We start from the raw sequence: 16184 nt of genomic DNA on the forward strand, positions 1-16184 counted from the left end.
GTATTTAGTTGGCGGAAAACTGAGCATAGATATGCTGCATTATTGCTTTGGCTAAATCAGCTTTGGGCTGAGCCGGTAATGCCTGCTCGCCATGCTGCCATACCAGGGTGACAGCATTATGATCGCTGTTAAAACCCAGTTCAGTGCCCGATACATCATTGGCGCAAATTAAATCCAGCTTTTTGCGTGTCAGTTTATCTTTGGCGTATTGCACTACGTTTTGTGTTTCTGCGGCAAAACCTACGGTAAAAGGGCGCTGTACGGTTAATGCTGCAACGGCGGCAATAATATCCGGGTTTTTTACCAGCTTTAGCTCAATGCTGTCGCTGGCAGTTTTCTTCATTTTTTCACTGGCAACCTGTGCCACACGATAATCGGCCACCGCTGCGCAGCCAATGAAAATATCGTTTTGTGTGGCTTGGGCCAGTGCAGCTTCGAGCATTTGCTCTGCGGTAGTAACGTCAATGCGTGTTACCCCCGCAGGTGTAGCTAACTGCACCGGGCCGCTAATCAGCGTGACCTGTGCGCCCATAGCCGCGGCGGCTTGTGCTAAGGCAAAGCCCATTTTGCCTGAGCTGTGGTTAGAGATATAACGCACCGGATCAATAGCTTCGCGCGTTGGCCCCGCGGTAATTGTGATTTTAATGTTATTAAGTTGCTGTTCAGCTGAAAAATGTTTTTCTAATGCGCTGACCAGCTCTAAAGGCTCGAGCATACGGCCTGAGCCGACGTCGCCGCAGGCTTGCTCACCCACTCCCGGGCCATAAATGTAAAAATTATGTGCTTTTAAAGTGGCTAAATTATGCTGGGTAGCTATGTTTTTATACATCTGCTGGTTCATTGCAGGCGCTACAGCAACAGGTGCCGCGGTGGCCAGCACACAGGTAGTCAGCAAATCGTTGGCTAAGCCGTGCGCCATGCGGGCGATAATATCGGCGCTGGCGGGGGCAATTAACACTATGTCAGCCCATTTTGCCAGCTCGATATGGCCCATGGCGGCTTCTGCAGCAGGGTCTAGCAAGCTGGTGCTTACCGGGTTACCTGATACGGCCTGCAGTGTCAGCGGAGTAATAAAGTGCTGGGCGGCGTCGGTTAAAATAACCCGCACATCCGCGCCACGCTCTTTTAAGCGGCGTACTAAGTCTGCACTTTTATAGGCAGCAATACCGCCGCTGATACCAAGCAAAATGTGTTTTTGGGCAAGGGTTTGCAACATGACAGAGACACCAGAACCGGAAAAAACTGGCGATAAGATAGCATGGAAACACAAATTCAGCATCAATTCAGGGAGGGATAGCATGAGTATTCGTCACTGGCCGGCCACCGAGCGGCCACGGGAAAAACTGCTCGACAGAGGCGCGACAGCACTGTCAGACGCCGAATTACTGGCTATTTTTCTACGCACCGGTATTGCCGGTACTGACGCCGTAACGCTGGCGCGGCAGTTGTTAAGTCAGTTTGGTTCGCTAAGGCGCTTATTGGGCGCCAGCCAGGCTGATTTTTGCTCGGCCAAAGGTTTAGGCGAAGCCAAGTTTGTACAGCTGCAGGCTGTGCTGGAGCTGAGCAAACGTTATTTACAGCAGCAGATGCAGCGCGATACCGTGTTTAGTGAACCGGCCACCGTGAAGCGTTATTTGCAACATGCTATCAGTGGTGAGCAGCGCGAAGTCTTTCTTTTACTGTATTTAGATAGCCAACACCGGCTGATTAAAGCCGAGCCATTATTTGCCGGCACTATAGATGCGTCCCCGGTGTATCCGCGTATTGTAGTTCAGCAGGCTTTAGCGCATAATGCCGCCGCTGTTATTCTGGCGCACAATCATCCCTCTGGCGTGGCTGAACCAAGCCGGGCGGACAGAGCGATTACTGAACGATTAATTCAGGCGTTAATGTTGGTAGATATCAAGGTATTGGATCACTTTATTGTGGGCGATGCTGATGTAATCTCCTTTGCAGAGCGTGGCTGGCTGTGAAGATCCGCTGGGATCCTTGCCGGATCTCTGCGCGCGGGCGAAAGATTTCGCTTGAATAAGGCGGCTTATTCGTGTATAAATTGCGCCCTCTTGTTTTGGGGCAACCTTCTTGGCCAGAAGGGTGATGACAGCTCGAGCTGATGTAATTTTGGAGAACTATTGACATGTCTAGAGTGTGCCAAGTAACTGGCAAAGGTCCGATGGTGGGTAACCGTCGTTCACACGCCAACAATGCTACTAAGCGCCGTTTCCTGCCTAACCTGCAAACTCACCGTTTCTGGGTTGAAAGTGAAAACCGTTTTGTTACATTACGTACTTCTACCCGTGGTATGCGCATCATCGATAAGAAAGGTATCGATGCGGTATTAGCCGAAGTGCGTGCTAACGGTCACAAGGTGTAAGGAAATAAAAAATGCGCGATAAAATCCGTTTAGTCTCTTCTGCAGGCACTGGTTTCTTCTATACAACTACGAAGAACAAGCGCACCATGCCAGAAAAGATGGAAATCAAAAAGTTTGATCCTAAAGTGCGCAAGCATGTGATTTTCAAAGAAGCGAAAATCAAGTAATCGAACACAGAAACCCGGCCAACGCCGGGTTTTTGCTTTTTAAAGCCTACCTAAGTTACTATGCCGCAAAGCTTTTGCCGACAGGTATGGTTATGTTAAAACTCTCCCGCCGTAACTGGAATAACGTACTGATTTTTGCAGTGCTGGTGCTGATGTTTGCGCTGTATGGCATTCCGCAGCGCTTATCGCAGTTTAATGCGCCTGAGCACCGCTTGATCCCCGCTGATAGTGAATTACTGATGGTAGCTTTTGCTAATACGCGGCTTATTAAAGCCGGCCCACAATGGCAGTTGCAACCCCAGCGGCAGAAACCGGTAGATGCAGCACAGCTGGCAGTGGCCTGGCAGCATAGTTTACTTACGCCGGTTGAAGTGCCCGCAGATAAAAGCCGTGTGCCGGTAGCACAAGCCAGTGTGCAGCTGGTTGGGCAAACTGCGCCGCTAATTTGGTTGCTGTATCCGGCTGCTGATACCGATGGCGGGCAATTCTTATTACAGCAAGCCGGGCAGAGTCAGTTTTACCAGTTAACTGCTGCACAGGCGGCGCAGTTGTTTTTAATCGATATGGCGGAGTAACCGTGCCGGAATTACCTGAAGTAGAAGTGTCGCGCCAGGGCATTAGCCCTTATCTTGAAAACCAGCAGCTCGTTAACGTGGTAGCACGCCAGCGCCAGCTGCGCTGGTGGGTACCTGACGAGGTGCTGGCTCAGCTGAACCAGCCTGTTTTATCAGTAACACGCCGCGCCAAGTATTTGCTTATTCAGCTGCCGCAGGGCGATATTATTTTGCACCTGGGTATGTCAGGCCATTTAAAGGTTATACCCTCAGATACGCCAGCAACTAAGCATGATCATATTGATCTGGTATTAGCCAGCGGTATGGCGCTGCGGCTAAACGATACCCGCCGTTTTGGTGCTGTGCTGTGGCAGCATAAGGGGGAAACCCACCCATTACTGGCCAGCCTGGGGCCGGAGCCGCTGAGCGATAATTTTAACCTGGCGCATTTAACGGCCGCTTTTGCCAAGCGCAGCAGTGCCGTAAAACTGGTGCTGATGGATAACCACGTGGTGGTAGGAGTGGGTAACATTTACGCCAACGAAGCCTTGTTTAAAGCCGGTATTTTGCCGTCCAAACCAGCCAAAGCGGTAACAGCTGCGCAATTGGAAAAACTGTTGCCGGTGATCAAAGACACGCTGGCCGCAGCCATTAAGCAGGGCGGCACAACGTTAAAAGATTTTAGCCAGGCTGATGGTAAGCCTGGCTATTTTGCCCAGCAATTGCAGGTATATGGCCGCGGCGGTCAGCCTTGTTTAACCTGTGGCACTGTATTAAGTGAAATTCGTCTTGGCCAGCGCAGCACTGTGTTTTGTTCGAAGTGTCAGAATTAAAACCGCTTTTTTGCAGTAACCCGCCATTGCCAGGCGTCCAGCTCGGGGTTGTCGCTAAAAGGATGGGTTAAATCAATATGGATCATCGTGCCGCGGCTGGAATGAGACGACAGCAAGCGTATACCACCACCGACGCCAAACAACACACCATCATCGATATTACTGTCAAAATCCTGCTCTGCGCCCCAGCTACGGCCGGCATCAACAAAGCTGGCAAAGCCTACGTCCAGCAATTGTAATATCGTCCAGTCGGTAAAGTAGCGGTACTCGGCTGTGGCGACAATACGGCTGTCACCACGTTGATAATAGAGCGGAAAGGCGCGCAGGCCGGTGTCACCGCCTAAATACAGGGCGTTATCCTGGAACAGCTGACGGCCAAATTCAGCATTAATAATACCGACAGCACTGCTGTGGTTATTCAACTGATGTACCAGTTGTAACTGATTACTAAACAGATGCTGGTTAACCTCTTTTAGCCATAACGCCTGATAACGGCTGTTGCCGAGTAAAAAGGTATCACTGCTAAGCTGCCATACCTTGGCCAGTTCAGTGTCCAGTTGCCAGCCGGGGTTGTCTGCACTAAGCCACGACTGTAAGCGGCCAATGCGTAACCGCGCCTGCCAGCCAAGGTTAATATCTTCTACCCGGTTAAACTGGTTAATATTAAATAGCTTTTTGTAGTCAGTTTGCAGCAGCTGGTACTCCAGCCAGACAGAAGACAAATTGCGATCTTCCGGCGCGGAAAATTGGGTTTCCTCATTATACTGAAACTTGGTATCGTCCAGTGTTATACCCACGTTAAGCCGGTGAATACGGTTGCCTTGCTCTGCAATTTTAAAACCGGCGTAGGTTTCAAACCATTTTTGTTTCCGGTCGTATAAATTAACTTCATCGCCGAGCAGGTAATCTTTAATTTCTTCTTTTTTCTGTTCTATATCTAAACTAAATGCCCAGTTGGATGACAGCCGGTAAAAAGGCCGGGTTAGCGCAAAGTGGTAGCTTTCGCCGTCTGAGTTATCGGCATAGCGGGTGAGGGTATTCCAGTGTGTGCCAAAGATATTCGGCGAGGCGAAGCTCACCAGATAGCCGCTACGTTCACTGTCTTTAGCGTAGTCCAGTTGTAGCTGGTTACCGGTACCCAGCAGGTTGTCGTCGGCAATGCCCAGGGAGTAGTCGGTTTCACCACCTTCGCTGCTAAAATCTATTTTGGGCAGTAAAGACCAGGTGTCCCAGGTTTCTACCAGGATATCGACGCTTTGTGTATCTTCGCAGTAGCGGATTACATTGACGGAGGCTTCACGGATGTAACCCCGGCTGCGCAGTAAGCGTTCGGTTTCTTCCAGATCATGCAGGTTAAGTGGCTCACCGGGCAGAAACAGCAAATCGTCCTGTATTGTAGGTTCTTTGGTTACAATGTGGCTGTAGTTAGCAAAGCGGTGCAGCCAGAATGTGCCTTTCTCGTTCAGGTCGAATACGTTATTACGTTGGTACTCGATATTACCCACTTTAACGCCCTTGGGTAGCGCGGTATTACTTTTTGGGTTGACTTCAGTGCAGTCAGCCCAGCTTGTACAGCAAAAAACAGCGGTTAATAAGCAGCTTAGACTGCGAAACATAAGCCTGCCCTCCTGGCTGACGTTAAAGGGGGTTCTGTAGCAATAGTGTTACCAGTTAACGTTATTTCGGCGCACTTAGCAAGTAAAGCCTATACCGGGTTGTTCTGTGTTACTGGTTCTGTCGCCTCCGTTTGTATTGGTGTAGCCTGTTGTGCCAGATAAACGGTGCGCTGCGGAAACGGAATTTCAATGCCAGCTTTATCAAACGCCAGCTTAATTTCTTCCTGCAGGCTGTTGCGTAAATCACGGAAGTTTTCCCGCTTTGCCCATACTGAAAATTGAATATTCAGCGATGAATCGCCAAAGCCAAGAAATAAAAATATCGGGCCGGGCTCGTCCAGACATAACGGGTTATTGTCGGCAACGTTCAGCATTACCTGGCGTACCTGTGAGATATTTTCTTTGTAAGCCACGCCTATCAGTAAATCAAAACGCCGGATCGGAAAGCGTGTCAGGTTGGTCATTTCGCTTTTAATCAGGCTTTCATTTGGAATACGAACATAAAGATTATCAAAGGTACGTAACTTTACTGATAGCAAATCTATCGATAACACCTCACCGGTGGTGTTGCCTACTTTAATGGTATCGCCCAGTTGGAAGGGTTGCTCACCAATTAAAAATAAGCCGCTAATCAGGTTAGAAGCCGAGGTTTGTGAAGCAAACCCCAGCGCAACCGATAACACACCGGCGGCGCCAAGCAAGACGCTAAGCGAAAAACCCAACTGCTTTAGCGCCGAGGCTATAAACAAAGCCAGCAATAGCCAATACACCAGGCGTTTAAACAGCACTACATGATGCTGCGAAAAGTTTTTGATCAGAATACGGCCGATAGCACGTGACGCAAGGCCCGCGACAACAAAACCGGCCAGCAGTAAAATCGTGGCTTTTAACAGATGGCTGGCTTGTTCCGATTGCAGCCAGTGCAGTAGTTGTTCAGTCATATTGCCTCTGGGTTATTCAGCAAAAATATTGGTAAAGGCGCGGATCAGGCTATGTTTTTCCGGTACGGCCCGCGCCGGGCTGATCAGCGTTGCTCCGCTGGCGTCTGCTGCCGACAAGGTGCCGGTTTTAAAGCGGGCCAGGCTGTTGGCGCCTTCATGTTGCAAGGTTATCGGGTCGGTCCACAAATTGCCATCGGCTGAGCTGTACACTGCCAGGTAAGGTACGGGAATACTGATTTTACTCAATGACAGCATTTGTTTTGAGGTGTTTTGAACCACCACCGGCGTAATAGCGCGATGTGGCCGCAAAGGTAGCTCATTTTTATTGTAGCGGGCATGGGTTTTGTCGGCGTAGCATAATTCACCCACCTGAGTGGAGGGGCCAAACCAGGTGTCGGATAAACGCGCAATGGCAATTTCCTGCAGCAGGTATTCCGGCTGTTGCAAAGATACCCGCACACTTACCGGCGAACTGATATATAAGGTAGTTTGTTCAGCTGGCGGAACATGCACAGGTTGTAGTGTTTTCACCACGACAGGCCTGTCCATCAGCACGGGTTTCAGGCACAATGCCGCCGGGCTTTGACGAAACATATAACGTTCGGCTTTTAGCTGTGGCGGCATACACAGCGCAGCTGAGCTGCTAAGTAATTCGCGTTCGCCAATGGTGCTGGCGCGTTCATATGCCAGCTGCCACTGTTGCGCCTGGCGTTTAACGTAAATACTTAACGGGCCTATGTTAAAGCTCCAGCAACTGTCAGTGGCCAGTTCAACCGGCAGCCACCAGGCATTATCTGCTGAGTTTTTCGCTGTCATATAATTTGCTCAATCAGGATACTGCCGCAATCTTAGCAAGAAGACGGCATAAGTCCTATTGGCGTTTGGGCAATATTCAGTTGAGATTCACTGCTATGCTTTATAAAATAGCACCATATTTTGCTTATTCAGCAACAGGTTAATTCACTTAGCCGGAGATTTATCACCCTTATGGACGTGCCCAGTAGCAGGCCAGGCCTGCAAACACCCATTTTCTGCAATTGTTTCGCCAATTGTGCCGCTTAGTGAGGTAGTTTTCAGCCCTTACTAAGCTTGTTTAGTAAGAGGTTGCTATGGAATTACCTGCGCTGATCAGCACGCTGCGCACCGCGCTGGAATCAGATACTGTACATTTGCTGCGGGAGCGGCTGGATGACGTACACCCCGCCGACCTTGCCAGCGCGCTGGTTGAGTTTGCCGCTCAGGATCTATGGACGCTGTTAACGGTATTGCCCAGGGCTGAGCAAGCGGAAGTGTTTGGCTATTTACCGGCAGAAGAACAGGTCAATTTATCCATAAATATCAGCCGCCGTAAGTTGGCCCCTATTATCCGTCAAATGTCTTCTGATGAGCGTGCCGATTTATTTAACCGCTTAAGCGACGAGCAACGCGAAACCCTGCTGCCAGCACTGGCTCAAGCCGAACGTGAAGACTTACTGCGCCTGACATCACACGAAGAAGGCACTGCCGGTGCCATTATGACGTCTGACTACGCCATTCTTGCCGCCGAGCTGACAGTGGCACAAGCGCTGGATTCACTGCGCCGTGAAGCACCGGACAAAGAAACCATTTATTCTGCTTATGTGGTAGATGCAGCCCGTAAATTAATCGGTGTAGTGTCGTTGCGCGATCTTATTCTGGCACCGCTGCATATGCCGATAGAAGAACTGATTAACCACGATCCTATCTATGCCAGTGTCGATATGCCTCAGGAAGAAGTGGCGTCATTGATAGCCAAGTACGACTTACTGGCCCTGCCTATTGTTAACAGCGAACACCAGATGGTCGGTATTGTAACCTACGATGACGCCATGGACGTTGCTGCAGCCGAAGCAACAGAAGACTTTCACAAAACCGCGACTATCGGCAAGCTGGAAACCAGCGTTAAACAGGCAGGTATTGGTTTATTGTATCGCAAGCGGGTGTTCTGGCTGGTTATTTTAGTGTTTGGCAACATCTTCTCCGGCGCTGGCATCGCCCATTTTGAAGGCATTATTGCCAGCCACATTGCACTGTTATTCTTTTTACCGTTGTTAATTGGCAGCAGCGGTAATGCCGGGGCGCAATCGGGTACGTTAATGGTGCGTGCATTGGCTACCGGTGAAATTAAACTGCGCGACTGGGGCTATTTGCTTGGCAAAGAGTGCCTGGTAGCCGGTTTATTAGGCCTGACAATGGCGAGTGCTGTAGTAGGGTTGGGCTGGTGGCGCGGAGGCTACGATATTGCTGTGGTTGTGTCGCTAACGATGATGTTGGTAGTACTGGCGGGCAGTTTAATTGGTTTGTCACTGCCGTTTTTACTCAGCCGCTTCAAGCTTGACCCAGCCACCGCCAGCGGCCCGTTAATTACCTCTATTGCCGACGTTGCCGGTGTGGTGCTGTATTTTTCTATTGCTACCTGGTATCTGGGGTTATAATAAAACGGCACTGTGATGCCAGCGCAGTGCCGCCAAAGAGGGTGCTGTTAAAGCGTTATTACGCAGGTGCCAAATAACCGCTGTGGCAGTAACCGTCGGCAAAACCATCGCCCTGAATATCTATCTGGCTCCAATCGCCGCTGCTTTGCATTACCGTAATCAGCTGGCCGCTACGCAGTGTGGTTTTAATATCAAAGCTTGTGCCTGGGCCCGCCCGCAGGCGCAAGCCATCGCGGGCTATTACTGTAGCGCGTTTTAAACCGGCCTGCGCCAGCATGTTGCCTGCCTCAGGTTCTGGCGCATTTGCAGGTAATGCCGGGCGGCCAGATTGCGCAGCCGGTAACGGCGGGGCCACCGGTGTGCTATGCCAGCTAACAATAGCTTGTTGCAGGTTTTCTGCCCAATCGCTATCGCCATCCGGCGGGTAGCTACCGCTGCGCAGTTGTGCCAGTTGCATAGCTTGCATTTGTAAATGCGGCAACTCCCAGCTTAACGGTTCCAGTTGCTGCAACTGCGCCAGTTTATGCAGTTTTTTCCACCAGGTTTTGCGCTCGCCGCTATCATCCCAGCTCCATTTGCCGTCAATATAAAGTACAAAATCGGCAGCAACGCCGTACTGGTGCAACGAACTCCAGGCATCGGCATTGGTTACTTTGGCGCCGGGGCGCGTGCGGCCCTGGCTATACAGCTCGCGTTGTCGCTGTGGTGAGCGAAAGCCCTCAAATAATCTAAAAGGTAAGTTTGCGCGGGCAAGTTCCTGCAACAGCAACTCGACTTTTTGCCGGAAAGTCGGATGCAGGTGTTCCATCACCATATCTCTGGCCATAGTAAAAGCTCCTCCGTTACCCCGGTGTTACCGGGTTAGCCGCAGCCTGCGGCTGGTATGAAGTATAGCCGGGCTATAAACGGGCGGCGGGGTGCAGCTTGCTGTTTTACTTATCTGCCGGGGCGGTAAAACATTGCCACCGGTTTATGCCACTAACTAAATATAACATACCCCCGGATTACGCTTAGCGCGGTAAGGGCAATGTAGGTGATGGCTACAGTTGGTTTTAACGCCTGGCGCAGGTATGACATAGCCAGAGCGGTGATGGCACCGCGTTGTTGCTGCCAGGCGCTGTGCCATTGCATACCAATGTCCTGGTTTTGTGCCAGCGCCTGTTCTAACTGTAACAGCCGCTCAGCGGTGCGCTGCTGTACTGTACGTAACAAGGCTTCATGCAGCCAGAATAAAGCTATTGCACAAAGCTGAACGCGTAAACTACTGCCGCTATGTAACTGCCAAAACCAGACCAGCAGGCTAAGCAGTTTTAGCCACAGCGCCTGCATATCCATTTTGTCGTAACTCTGTTGCAGGCAGAGCCATTCTGACTGGATGCGTGGGATCATGTTAAATTCCTTTATATTCCGTTACAGGGTTGGTTGGCGTGCCATGCGCGTGCTGTGGCTCTATATGTACGCTAAGTTCAACGCCCAGCTGCTGCATGGCCCGTTCGGCGTCGTCAGCTAATTGATGCGCCTGCTCTACTGTCCAGTGGCCGGGTACCTGCATATCTACCTGGGCAAACTGCAGGGTGGCAGCTGCGCGGGTGCGCAGGTTAATAAACTGCACTTTGCCGCTGGCAAAATGCTCCAGCGCCTGTTCTATTTCACTGATGCGGCTATCAGACAAGGCTTTGTCCATCAGGCCGTTTGCTGCACGATACAAAATGCCACCGCCTTCATGCAGAATATGCAGCGCAACGGCAATGGCCACAGCAGCGTCTAACCAGTTGTGGCCGGTGAGTACAGCAAGACCAACGCCGATAACCACGCCGGCGGTGGTCCAGACATCGGTTAGCAGGTGCTTGCCATCCCCTTCCAGGGCAGGTGAATTATACTGCTTACCACCTTTTAGCAACAGCATGGCAATAGCCAGGTTAATCAGGCTGGCCAGCACCGTAAGCAAAGTGCCTATACCCAGCGTAGAAATAGGCTGCGGGTTAAACAGGCGTTCAATAGCCGTGGCAAGGATCACCAGTGCGGCCAGAAAAATCATGCCGCCTTCAAAGGCCGCCGATAAATATTCCGCTTTGCTATGGCCATAAGGGTGGCTGTTATCAGCCGGGCGGCGGGCAATACTGACCATGATCAGCGCAAAACCTGCCCCGGCAACATTAACCAGTGATTCTACTGCGTCAGATAAAAAACCGACCGAGCCGGTAAGGTACCAGGCCAGCGACTTAAGCGCCATAGTGGCAAAGGCGCCAACTAAAGACAGCAACAACAACTGGCGCGGGCGTAAACTTAGCATGAGTATTCTACAATTTATCAGCGGCTTACTGCAGTGTAGAGTAGCCGCTGCGCAATGTCATGTAGTGTCATGCGTGCCGTTTGGGTAAACACAACGATACCAGCACGGTAGCCACCAGCATGCCGGACGAGATCCACAAACACGCCGTTAAGCCTGCCAGCTGATATACCCAACCGGATAACACCGTGCCAATCAGCCTACCCATGGCATTGGCCATATAGTAAAAACCGACATCCAGTGACACGCCATCACTTTTCGCCATGCTGACAATCATATAGCTGTGTAAGGAGGAATTAATAGCAAACACGGCACCAAACAGTAGCAGGCCACCAAGTAAAGCGGTTTCTGCCTGCCATTGTTGCTCAAGTGCTACCGCAATAGCGGCTGGTATGGCACACAAGAGCAGTGCCCATAGCGTTAAAGTGCGGCCATCAGGCAGGCGGGTTTTGCTGGTAAGCAGGGGGGCCATACTTTGCACCGCGCCATAGCCAATAACCCATAACGCCAGAAAGCTGCCCACTGCCCAATGGCTCCAGCCAAACTGGCTGGCCAGCGTGAGCGGCAGCGCAATAACAAACCAGACATCGCGGGCGCCAAACAACAGCATACGCGCGGCCGACAGCAAATTAATTGCCCGGCTTTTTGACAACAGCTCAGTAAATTTGGGCTTGGTTTTGCTTTTACCTAAATCGGCTTTTAAGCGCCATAAGCTTAGCAACCACATTGCGCTCAGCATCAGCAACATCAGCAGTATCGCAGTACTAAAACCATACAAACTCAGCAGTAAACCACCGATAAAAAAGCCGACGCCTTTAAGTGCATTTTTTGAACCGGTAAGAATAGCCACCCATTTAAACAAAGTGTTTTGAGCATTGTCTGCCACCAGCAGTTTAATGCTGCTTTTGGCGCTCATTTTATTTAAGTCTTTGGCGATGCCCGATAGTGCCTGCGCTGCCATGACCCAGGGCACAATTAAATACTGCGCCGGCAGCAGTAACATGCCCAGTGCCAGTATTTGCAGCAACAGGCCGATGTTCATGGTTTTATTCAGGCCGATGCGGGCACCCAGCCAGCCGCCAACCAGGTTGGTAATAACGCCAAAAATTTCATAAAACAAAAACAGCATGGCAATGGCCAGGCCGCTGTAACCCAGGCTATAAAAATGCAGCACTACCAGCATGCGCAGCGCGCCATCAGTCAGGGTAAAGGCCCAGTAATTCGCCGTTACCAGCATATACTGGCGTAGCTGCGGGCTAAGGGTGCTTAGCATAGACTTGTTCCGGTTAGTATCGCTTAGGGTTTATCCTGCAGGCCAACCAGTTTGGCCAGTTCAACCGTGCGGTTGGCGTAGCCCCATTCATTGTCGTACCAGGCATAAATTTTCACCTGAGTGGTGTTAACCACCATAGTGGATAGCGCATCAATAATGCTGGAGCGCGGGTCGGTTTTATAATCTACCGACACTAAAGGCCGGGTTTCATAACCGAGAATATCTTTTAACTCGCCCTCGGCGGCGGCTTTTAGCAGAGCGTTAACTTCATCGCTTGTTGTGGCGCGCTCTACTTCAAATACGCAGTCAGTTAACGAGGCATTGGCCAGCGGCACGCGCACGGCATGGCCATTTAAGCGGCCTTTAAGCTCAGGGAAAATTTCGGTAATGGCGGTAGCCGAGCCGGTGGTGGTAGGGATTAAACTGCTGCCACAGGCGCGGGCGCGGCGTAAATCTTTATGTGGTGTATCCAGAATGCTCTGGGTATTGGTTAAATCGTGAATAGTGGTAATGCTGCCATGCTTAATGCCCAGCTGTTCGTGTATTACCTTTACCACCGGTGCCAGGCAGTTAGTGGTGCAACTGGCGGCAGTAACAATGCGGTGCACCTCTTTGTTATACAGCTGCTGGTTTACGCCCATTACCACGTTTAGCACGCCTGGTTCTTTAACCGGTGCGCTGACTACCACCCGTTTTACACCATGATCTAAATATGCCTGCAGTACGGCAGAGCTTTTCATCTTGCCAGACGCTTCAATAACTACATCACATTGTGACCAGTCGGTATCAGCAATGGCTTTGTTATGGCTTACGGCAAGGGTTTTGCCGTTAATCACGATGTTATCGCCTTCGGCCTGGGCATTGTGGCGCCAGATACCGTGTACCGAGTCAAAGTTCAGCAAATGCGCAAAAGTGGCGGCATCAGCTGCCGGGTCGTTAATTTGTACAAATTCCAGCTCGGGCCAGTCAAACGCCGCGCGCAGTGCCAAACGGCCAATACGGCCAAAGCCATTAATACCTACTTTAATTGTCATCTTGTTAATCCTGCTTGTTAACGATATTACTTAGTTACGTTGTTCGGTGGCGTGATCAGTTGCATCGCGAGCTCAGCTACATAGCGCGGCGCGTTGCGGCCTGTCGCCCATCTGATTGAGTTTGCTAAGGTTATCCGCGATAAGGTCGCTGTTATTTTCTGCCGTAAGCTGCAGTACTGTTAATGCCCAGTCTGGCAGGTTGTCGGCTAAGCGGTAAAACACCCACTGGCCGTGGCGGCGGTCTTGCAAGATGGCAGCTTTACGCAGCTGGGCCAAATGGCGTGAAATTTTCGGCTGGGTTTCAGTAAGTGCGGCAGTTAGCTCACAGACGCACAGCTCTTGTTGCTGCTGGATCAGTAACAGGGTTTTTAACCGGGTATCATCGGCCAGGGCTTTATAAAAACTTAACGCATCGCCAAGCTGCTCTGGCCCAGCGCGGTATTTCTGGCTAAACAGTAAAAAGTATTTTATCCGCTCGCTTAGCTCGTTTAACACCACATCAAAGGCTTTAGTACCGGCTTTGGCTTTAGGGTCGGCAAAATCCCAGGCCAGAATTTGTGCTGCTTTTACCTGAGCAACGCAGCTTTGCCGGGCTTTGTCACACAAGGTAATGGCGTAGTCGAAATGGCGCTCACTGAGGCTGGCTAAATCTTTACTGCGCAGGTGTTCAGTTGACATATGCCGGCTGTTTAATACTTCAAATACCCGTGGGTCTACCGGTTCTGGCGCCGTACCGGCACTGAACACGTCAAACTGTTCGCCAGCCATATGCCGGAACAAGGCTTCAGCTAGCTGCGAGCGGGCTGAGTTGCCGGTGCAGATAAAAATAACGGACTTTTTGCTCATGGTAATTACCTTTTATGCATATGCGAAATATCATATATTCATTATTTGGTATGTCAATGGCTATTATTAATATTCACATAACTGTCATCTGGCCGCTTTACACTGCCGCCAGTTTTAAGCCGGACGTTGGGAGCGGTTATGTTGTCGAAGCTGAAAATCTCCAGCAGGGTACTGATACTGGGTGTACTGCCTTTATTAATGTTGTTGTTGGTGTTGGCTGGGGCTTTTTGGTCGGCACAGCAAAAAGATAGGCTGTTTAATCAGCTGTATGATGATCATCTGGCGATTTTGTCTGACGTTATGGCGGTGCAGCAGATTTTGCAGCAAACCTCATTGCAGGATATCCGTAAATACCGCACCGGCTGGGCTTCAGCAGAAGCTACTGAACAAGTGATTAAACAACATATGGCGCAGGCACAGCAGCACTGGCAAGGTTTTGTGCAAAGTAGGCCGCTGCAGGACGACAGCGAATTTTATACCGAACTGGATCAGGCATTTGCTAAAGCCATCAAGCATTATGGCGAATGGATTAGTTATGCCGGCAGCGATGCGCTGCTGGTGCGTATTTTGAACGAATCTACTGTTAATAGCGAAATTGAACTAAGGATCACCGGCTTTACCCAACTGACCGAGGCTTTTATTCAGCAGCAACTCAGTGCCGCGGTAACAGTACGTGACAGAGCACAGCATTTTACCGGGCAACTGGTGCAGGCTTATGTATTGGGTGGTCTGGCACTGGTATTGCTGGTTAGTGCGCTTATTTGGGCAATACAGCGCTCAGTGTGCCGGCCCTTGCTGGCGCTGCGCGATTTGCTGATACAGGTTGTTACCCGCTCCGATCTTAGCCTGCGGGCAAACGACAGTGGCAATGATGAGCTGGCACAAGCTGCCAGCGCACTAAACCAGATGATGCAGCATTTTGAACAACTGGTTGCCAAGCTGGGCCACAGTGCTGTGGCGTTAAACCAGCAGGCAGGGCAGGTGTACGATATCAGCACCGAGGTAAACCAAAGCGCTGCTGTGCAGGCGCGCCAGGCACAGCAACTTGCCGCAGCTGCTGAGCAAATGAGCAGCAGTGTGCAGCAAGTGGCACAAAACGCCGGGGTGGCTGCGCAAGCTGCAGTGCACGCAGAGCAGTTGTGCCACAGTGGCCATACGGCAGCAGATAAAAGTGCAGCAGGTATCACAGCTCTGGCGGTACAGTTACAGCACAGTGTAGAGGTTGTTAGTGGTTTACAGCAGGGCTCCGGCCAGATTTCCAGTGTGCTGGAGGTAATACGTAAAATCTCTGAGCAAACCAATTTACTGGCGTTAAATGCCGCTATTGAAGCAGCCAGGGCAGGTGAAGCCGGGCGCGGCTTTTCTGTAGTTGCCGACGAAGTGCGCACCTTGTCTGCTAATACCAAGCAGGCTACAGAGTCAATAAACGGCATGATTTCACAGTTGCAGCAGCAAGCTGCTAATGCCGTAGAGGTAATGCAGCAGGCGCATACGCAGGCCAATACCAATGTGCAACTGGCGCAGGACACCGGCAGCCGCTTTAATCAGCTGGCCAGCGCAGTTGAGCATATCAGCAGCGCAAATGCTCAAATCCACACAGCCACAGCACAGCAACAGCTGGTATCACAGAATATCGCCGCAACTATACATCAGTTAAACGACGAGGTTAGCCAGTTAAGCAATGAAGCCAGCCGCTCAGCCAGCGCCAGTGAGCAACTAACCCAACTGGCCGCCCAGCTAAATAACGACTGGCAGGTGTTTGCCAATTAACCGACAAAGCTGCCGTATCACAGTACCCATTTC

The 16184-nt window shown here is 50.9% G+C and carries 17 protein-coding genes; 7 read left to right on the forward strand and 10 right to left on the reverse strand.

Translation table 11 applies throughout. The features are described from left to right. Window positions 1–4: 4 nt before the first annotated feature. A complete protein-coding gene (coaBC, locus tag BLW68_RS01095; protein ID WP_177172119.1) occupies window positions 5–1216 on the reverse strand; it encodes a bifunctional phosphopantothenoylcysteine decarboxylase/phosphopantothenate--cysteine ligase CoaBC in 1212 nt (403 codons plus the stop codon). An 82-nt stretch (window positions 1217–1298) separates the two neighbouring features. On the opposite strand from coaBC, the gene radC reads away from it, so the two are divergent. From radC to mutM, 5 genes are all read left to right on the forward strand, one after another. After that, window positions 1299–1973, forward strand: coding sequence for a RadC family protein (gene radC, locus BLW68_RS01100; RefSeq protein ID WP_092789292.1), 675 nt, complete (start codon window positions 1299–1301; stop codon window positions 1971–1973). A 164-nt stretch (window positions 1974–2137) separates the two neighbouring features. Beyond that, a complete protein-coding gene (gene rpmB, locus BLW68_RS01105; RefSeq protein ID WP_040551802.1) occupies window positions 2138–2374 on the forward strand; it encodes a 50S ribosomal protein L28 in 237 nt (78 codons plus the stop codon). 11 nt (window positions 2375–2385) lie between these two features. Next, window positions 2386–2541, forward strand: coding sequence for a 50S ribosomal protein L33 (gene rpmG, locus BLW68_RS01110; RefSeq protein WP_008219722.1), 156 nt, complete (start codon window positions 2386–2388; stop codon window positions 2539–2541). A 92-nt stretch (window positions 2542–2633) separates the two neighbouring features. Continuing rightward, entirely contained in the window at window positions 2634–3116 is a 483-nt protein-coding gene (locus tag BLW68_RS01115; protein WP_092789294.1) for a hypothetical protein, read from the forward strand. A 2-nt stretch (window positions 3117–3118) separates the two neighbouring features. After that, window positions 3119–3928, forward strand: coding sequence for a bifunctional DNA-formamidopyrimidine glycosylase/DNA-(apurinic or apyrimidinic site) lyase (mutM, locus tag BLW68_RS01120; protein WP_092789296.1), 810 nt, complete (start codon window positions 3119–3121; stop codon window positions 3926–3928). Here the strand turns inward: mutM and BLW68_RS01125 are convergent. The 3 genes from BLW68_RS01125 to BLW68_RS01135 form a co-directional block, all read right to left on the reverse strand. After that, window positions 3925–5544, reverse strand: a complete 1620-nt coding sequence (locus tag BLW68_RS01125; protein WP_092789298.1) for a BamA/TamA family outer membrane protein — start codon at window positions 5542–5544, stop codon at window positions 3925–3927. The genes mutM and BLW68_RS01125 overlap by 4 nt on opposite strands. 89 nt (window positions 5545–5633) lie before the next feature. After that, window positions 5634–6485, reverse strand: a complete 852-nt coding sequence (locus tag BLW68_RS01130) for a mechanosensitive ion channel family protein (protein WP_092789300.1) — start codon at window positions 6483–6485, stop codon at window positions 5634–5636. A gap of 12 nt (window positions 6486–6497) precedes the next feature. Next, a complete protein-coding gene (locus BLW68_RS01135) occupies window positions 6498–7301 on the reverse strand; it encodes a DUF432 domain-containing protein (protein WP_092789302.1) in 804 nt (267 codons plus the stop codon). Between the two features lie 293 nt (window positions 7302–7594). Between BLW68_RS01135 and mgtE the strand changes: the two genes are divergently transcribed. Next, on the forward strand, window positions 7595–8938 hold the full coding sequence (mgtE, locus tag BLW68_RS01140; protein ID WP_092789304.1) for a magnesium transporter: 1344 nt from the start codon (window positions 7595–7597) through the stop codon (window positions 8936–8938). 58 nt (window positions 8939–8996) lie between these two features. On the opposite strand, the gene BLW68_RS01145 is transcribed toward mgtE, so the two are convergent. The 6 genes from BLW68_RS01145 to BLW68_RS01170 form a co-directional block, all read right to left on the reverse strand. Further along, window positions 8997–9764 (reverse strand): M15 family metallopeptidase, encoded by a 768-nt coding sequence (locus BLW68_RS01145; protein WP_092789306.1) that lies wholly within the window; start codon window positions 9762–9764, stop codon window positions 8997–8999. Window positions 9765–9916: 152 nt separating this feature from the next. Continuing rightward, window positions 9917–10327, reverse strand: a complete 411-nt coding sequence (locus tag BLW68_RS01150) for a hypothetical protein (RefSeq protein WP_092789308.1) — start codon at window positions 10325–10327, stop codon at window positions 9917–9919. Between the two features lies 1 nt (window position 10328). Continuing rightward, a complete protein-coding gene (locus BLW68_RS01155; RefSeq protein ID WP_092789310.1) occupies window positions 10329–11231 on the reverse strand; it encodes a cation diffusion facilitator family transporter in 903 nt (300 codons plus the stop codon). 67 nt (window positions 11232–11298) lie between these two features. After that, window positions 11299–12501, reverse strand: a complete 1203-nt coding sequence (gene arsJ, locus BLW68_RS01160) for an organoarsenical effux MFS transporter ArsJ (protein ID WP_092789311.1) — start codon at window positions 12499–12501, stop codon at window positions 11299–11301. Window positions 12502–12524: 23 nt separating this feature from the next. After that, window positions 12525–13535 carry an ArsJ-associated glyceraldehyde-3-phosphate dehydrogenase gene (locus BLW68_RS01165; RefSeq protein WP_092789313.1) on the reverse strand — a complete coding sequence of 337 codons (1011 nt, stop codon included), beginning with the start codon at window positions 13533–13535 and terminating at the stop codon, window positions 12525–12527. A 72-nt stretch (window positions 13536–13607) separates the two neighbouring features. Beyond that, the gene (locus BLW68_RS01170; protein ID WP_092789316.1) at window positions 13608–14381 is read right to left on the reverse strand and encodes a metalloregulator ArsR/SmtB family transcription factor; all 774 of its coding nucleotides are present in this window, start codon (window positions 14379–14381) and stop codon (window positions 13608–13610) included. Between the two features lie 138 nt (window positions 14382–14519). Here BLW68_RS01170 and BLW68_RS01175 point away from each other — a divergent pair, with 138 nt between their 5' ends. Continuing rightward, window positions 14520–16151, forward strand: coding sequence for a methyl-accepting chemotaxis protein (locus BLW68_RS01175; RefSeq protein WP_092789319.1), 1632 nt, complete (start codon window positions 14520–14522; stop codon window positions 16149–16151). The last annotated feature ends 33 nt before the right edge of the window (window positions 16152–16184 follow it).

The organism is Rheinheimera pacifica, assembly GCF_900108485.1.
GTDB lineage: Bacteria > Pseudomonadota > Gammaproteobacteria > Enterobacterales > Alteromonadaceae > Alishewanella > Alishewanella pacifica.

Coding starts and splice junctions, on each gene's coding strand:
- coaBC (WP_177172119.1), bottom strand. CDS start 1,216: ATGTTGCAAACCCTTGCCCAAAAACACATTTTGCTTGGTATCAGCGGC.
- rpmG (WP_008219722.1), top strand. CDS start 2,386: ATGCGCGATAAAATCCGTTTAGTCTCTTCTGCAGGCACTGGTTTCTTC.
- BLW68_RS01115 (WP_092789294.1), top strand. CDS start 2,634: ATGTTAAAACTCTCCCGCCGTAACTGGAATAACGTACTGATTTTTGCA.
- BLW68_RS01145 (WP_092789306.1), bottom strand. CDS start 9,764: ATGGCCAGAGATATGGTGATGGAACACCTGCATCCGACTTTCCGGCAA.
- BLW68_RS01155 (WP_092789310.1), bottom strand. CDS start 11,231: ATGCTAAGTTTACGCCCGCGCCAGTTGTTGTTGCTGTCTTTAGTTGGC.
- mgtE (WP_092789304.1), top strand. CDS start 7,595: ATGGAATTACCTGCGCTGATCAGCACGCTGCGCACCGCGCTGGAATCA.
- radC (WP_092789292.1), top strand. CDS start 1,299: ATGAGTATTCGTCACTGGCCGGCCACCGAGCGGCCACGGGAAAAACTG.
- BLW68_RS01125 (WP_092789298.1), bottom strand. CDS start 5,544: ATGTTTCGCAGTCTAAGCTGCTTATTAACCGCTGTTTTTTGCTGTACA.
- BLW68_RS01135 (WP_092789302.1), bottom strand. CDS start 7,301: ATGACAGCGAAAAACTCAGCAGATAATGCCTGGTGGCTGCCGGTTGAA.
- arsJ (WP_092789311.1), bottom strand. CDS start 12,501: ATGCTAAGCACCCTTAGCCCGCAGCTACGCCAGTATATGCTGGTAACG.
- BLW68_RS01165 (WP_092789313.1), bottom strand. CDS start 13,535: ATGACAATTAAAGTAGGTATTAATGGCTTTGGCCGTATTGGCCGTTTG.
- rpmB (WP_040551802.1), top strand. CDS start 2,138: ATGTCTAGAGTGTGCCAAGTAACTGGCAAAGGTCCGATGGTGGGTAAC.
- BLW68_RS01130 (WP_092789300.1), bottom strand. CDS start 6,485: ATGACTGAACAACTACTGCACTGGCTGCAATCGGAACAAGCCAGCCAT.
- BLW68_RS01175 (WP_092789319.1), top strand. CDS start 14,520: ATGTTGTCGAAGCTGAAAATCTCCAGCAGGGTACTGATACTGGGTGTA.
- BLW68_RS01150 (WP_092789308.1), bottom strand. CDS start 10,327: ATGATCCCACGCATCCAGTCAGAATGGCTCTGCCTGCAACAGAGTTAC.
- BLW68_RS01170 (WP_092789316.1), bottom strand. CDS start 14,381: ATGAGCAAAAAGTCCGTTATTTTTATCTGCACCGGCAACTCAGCCCGC.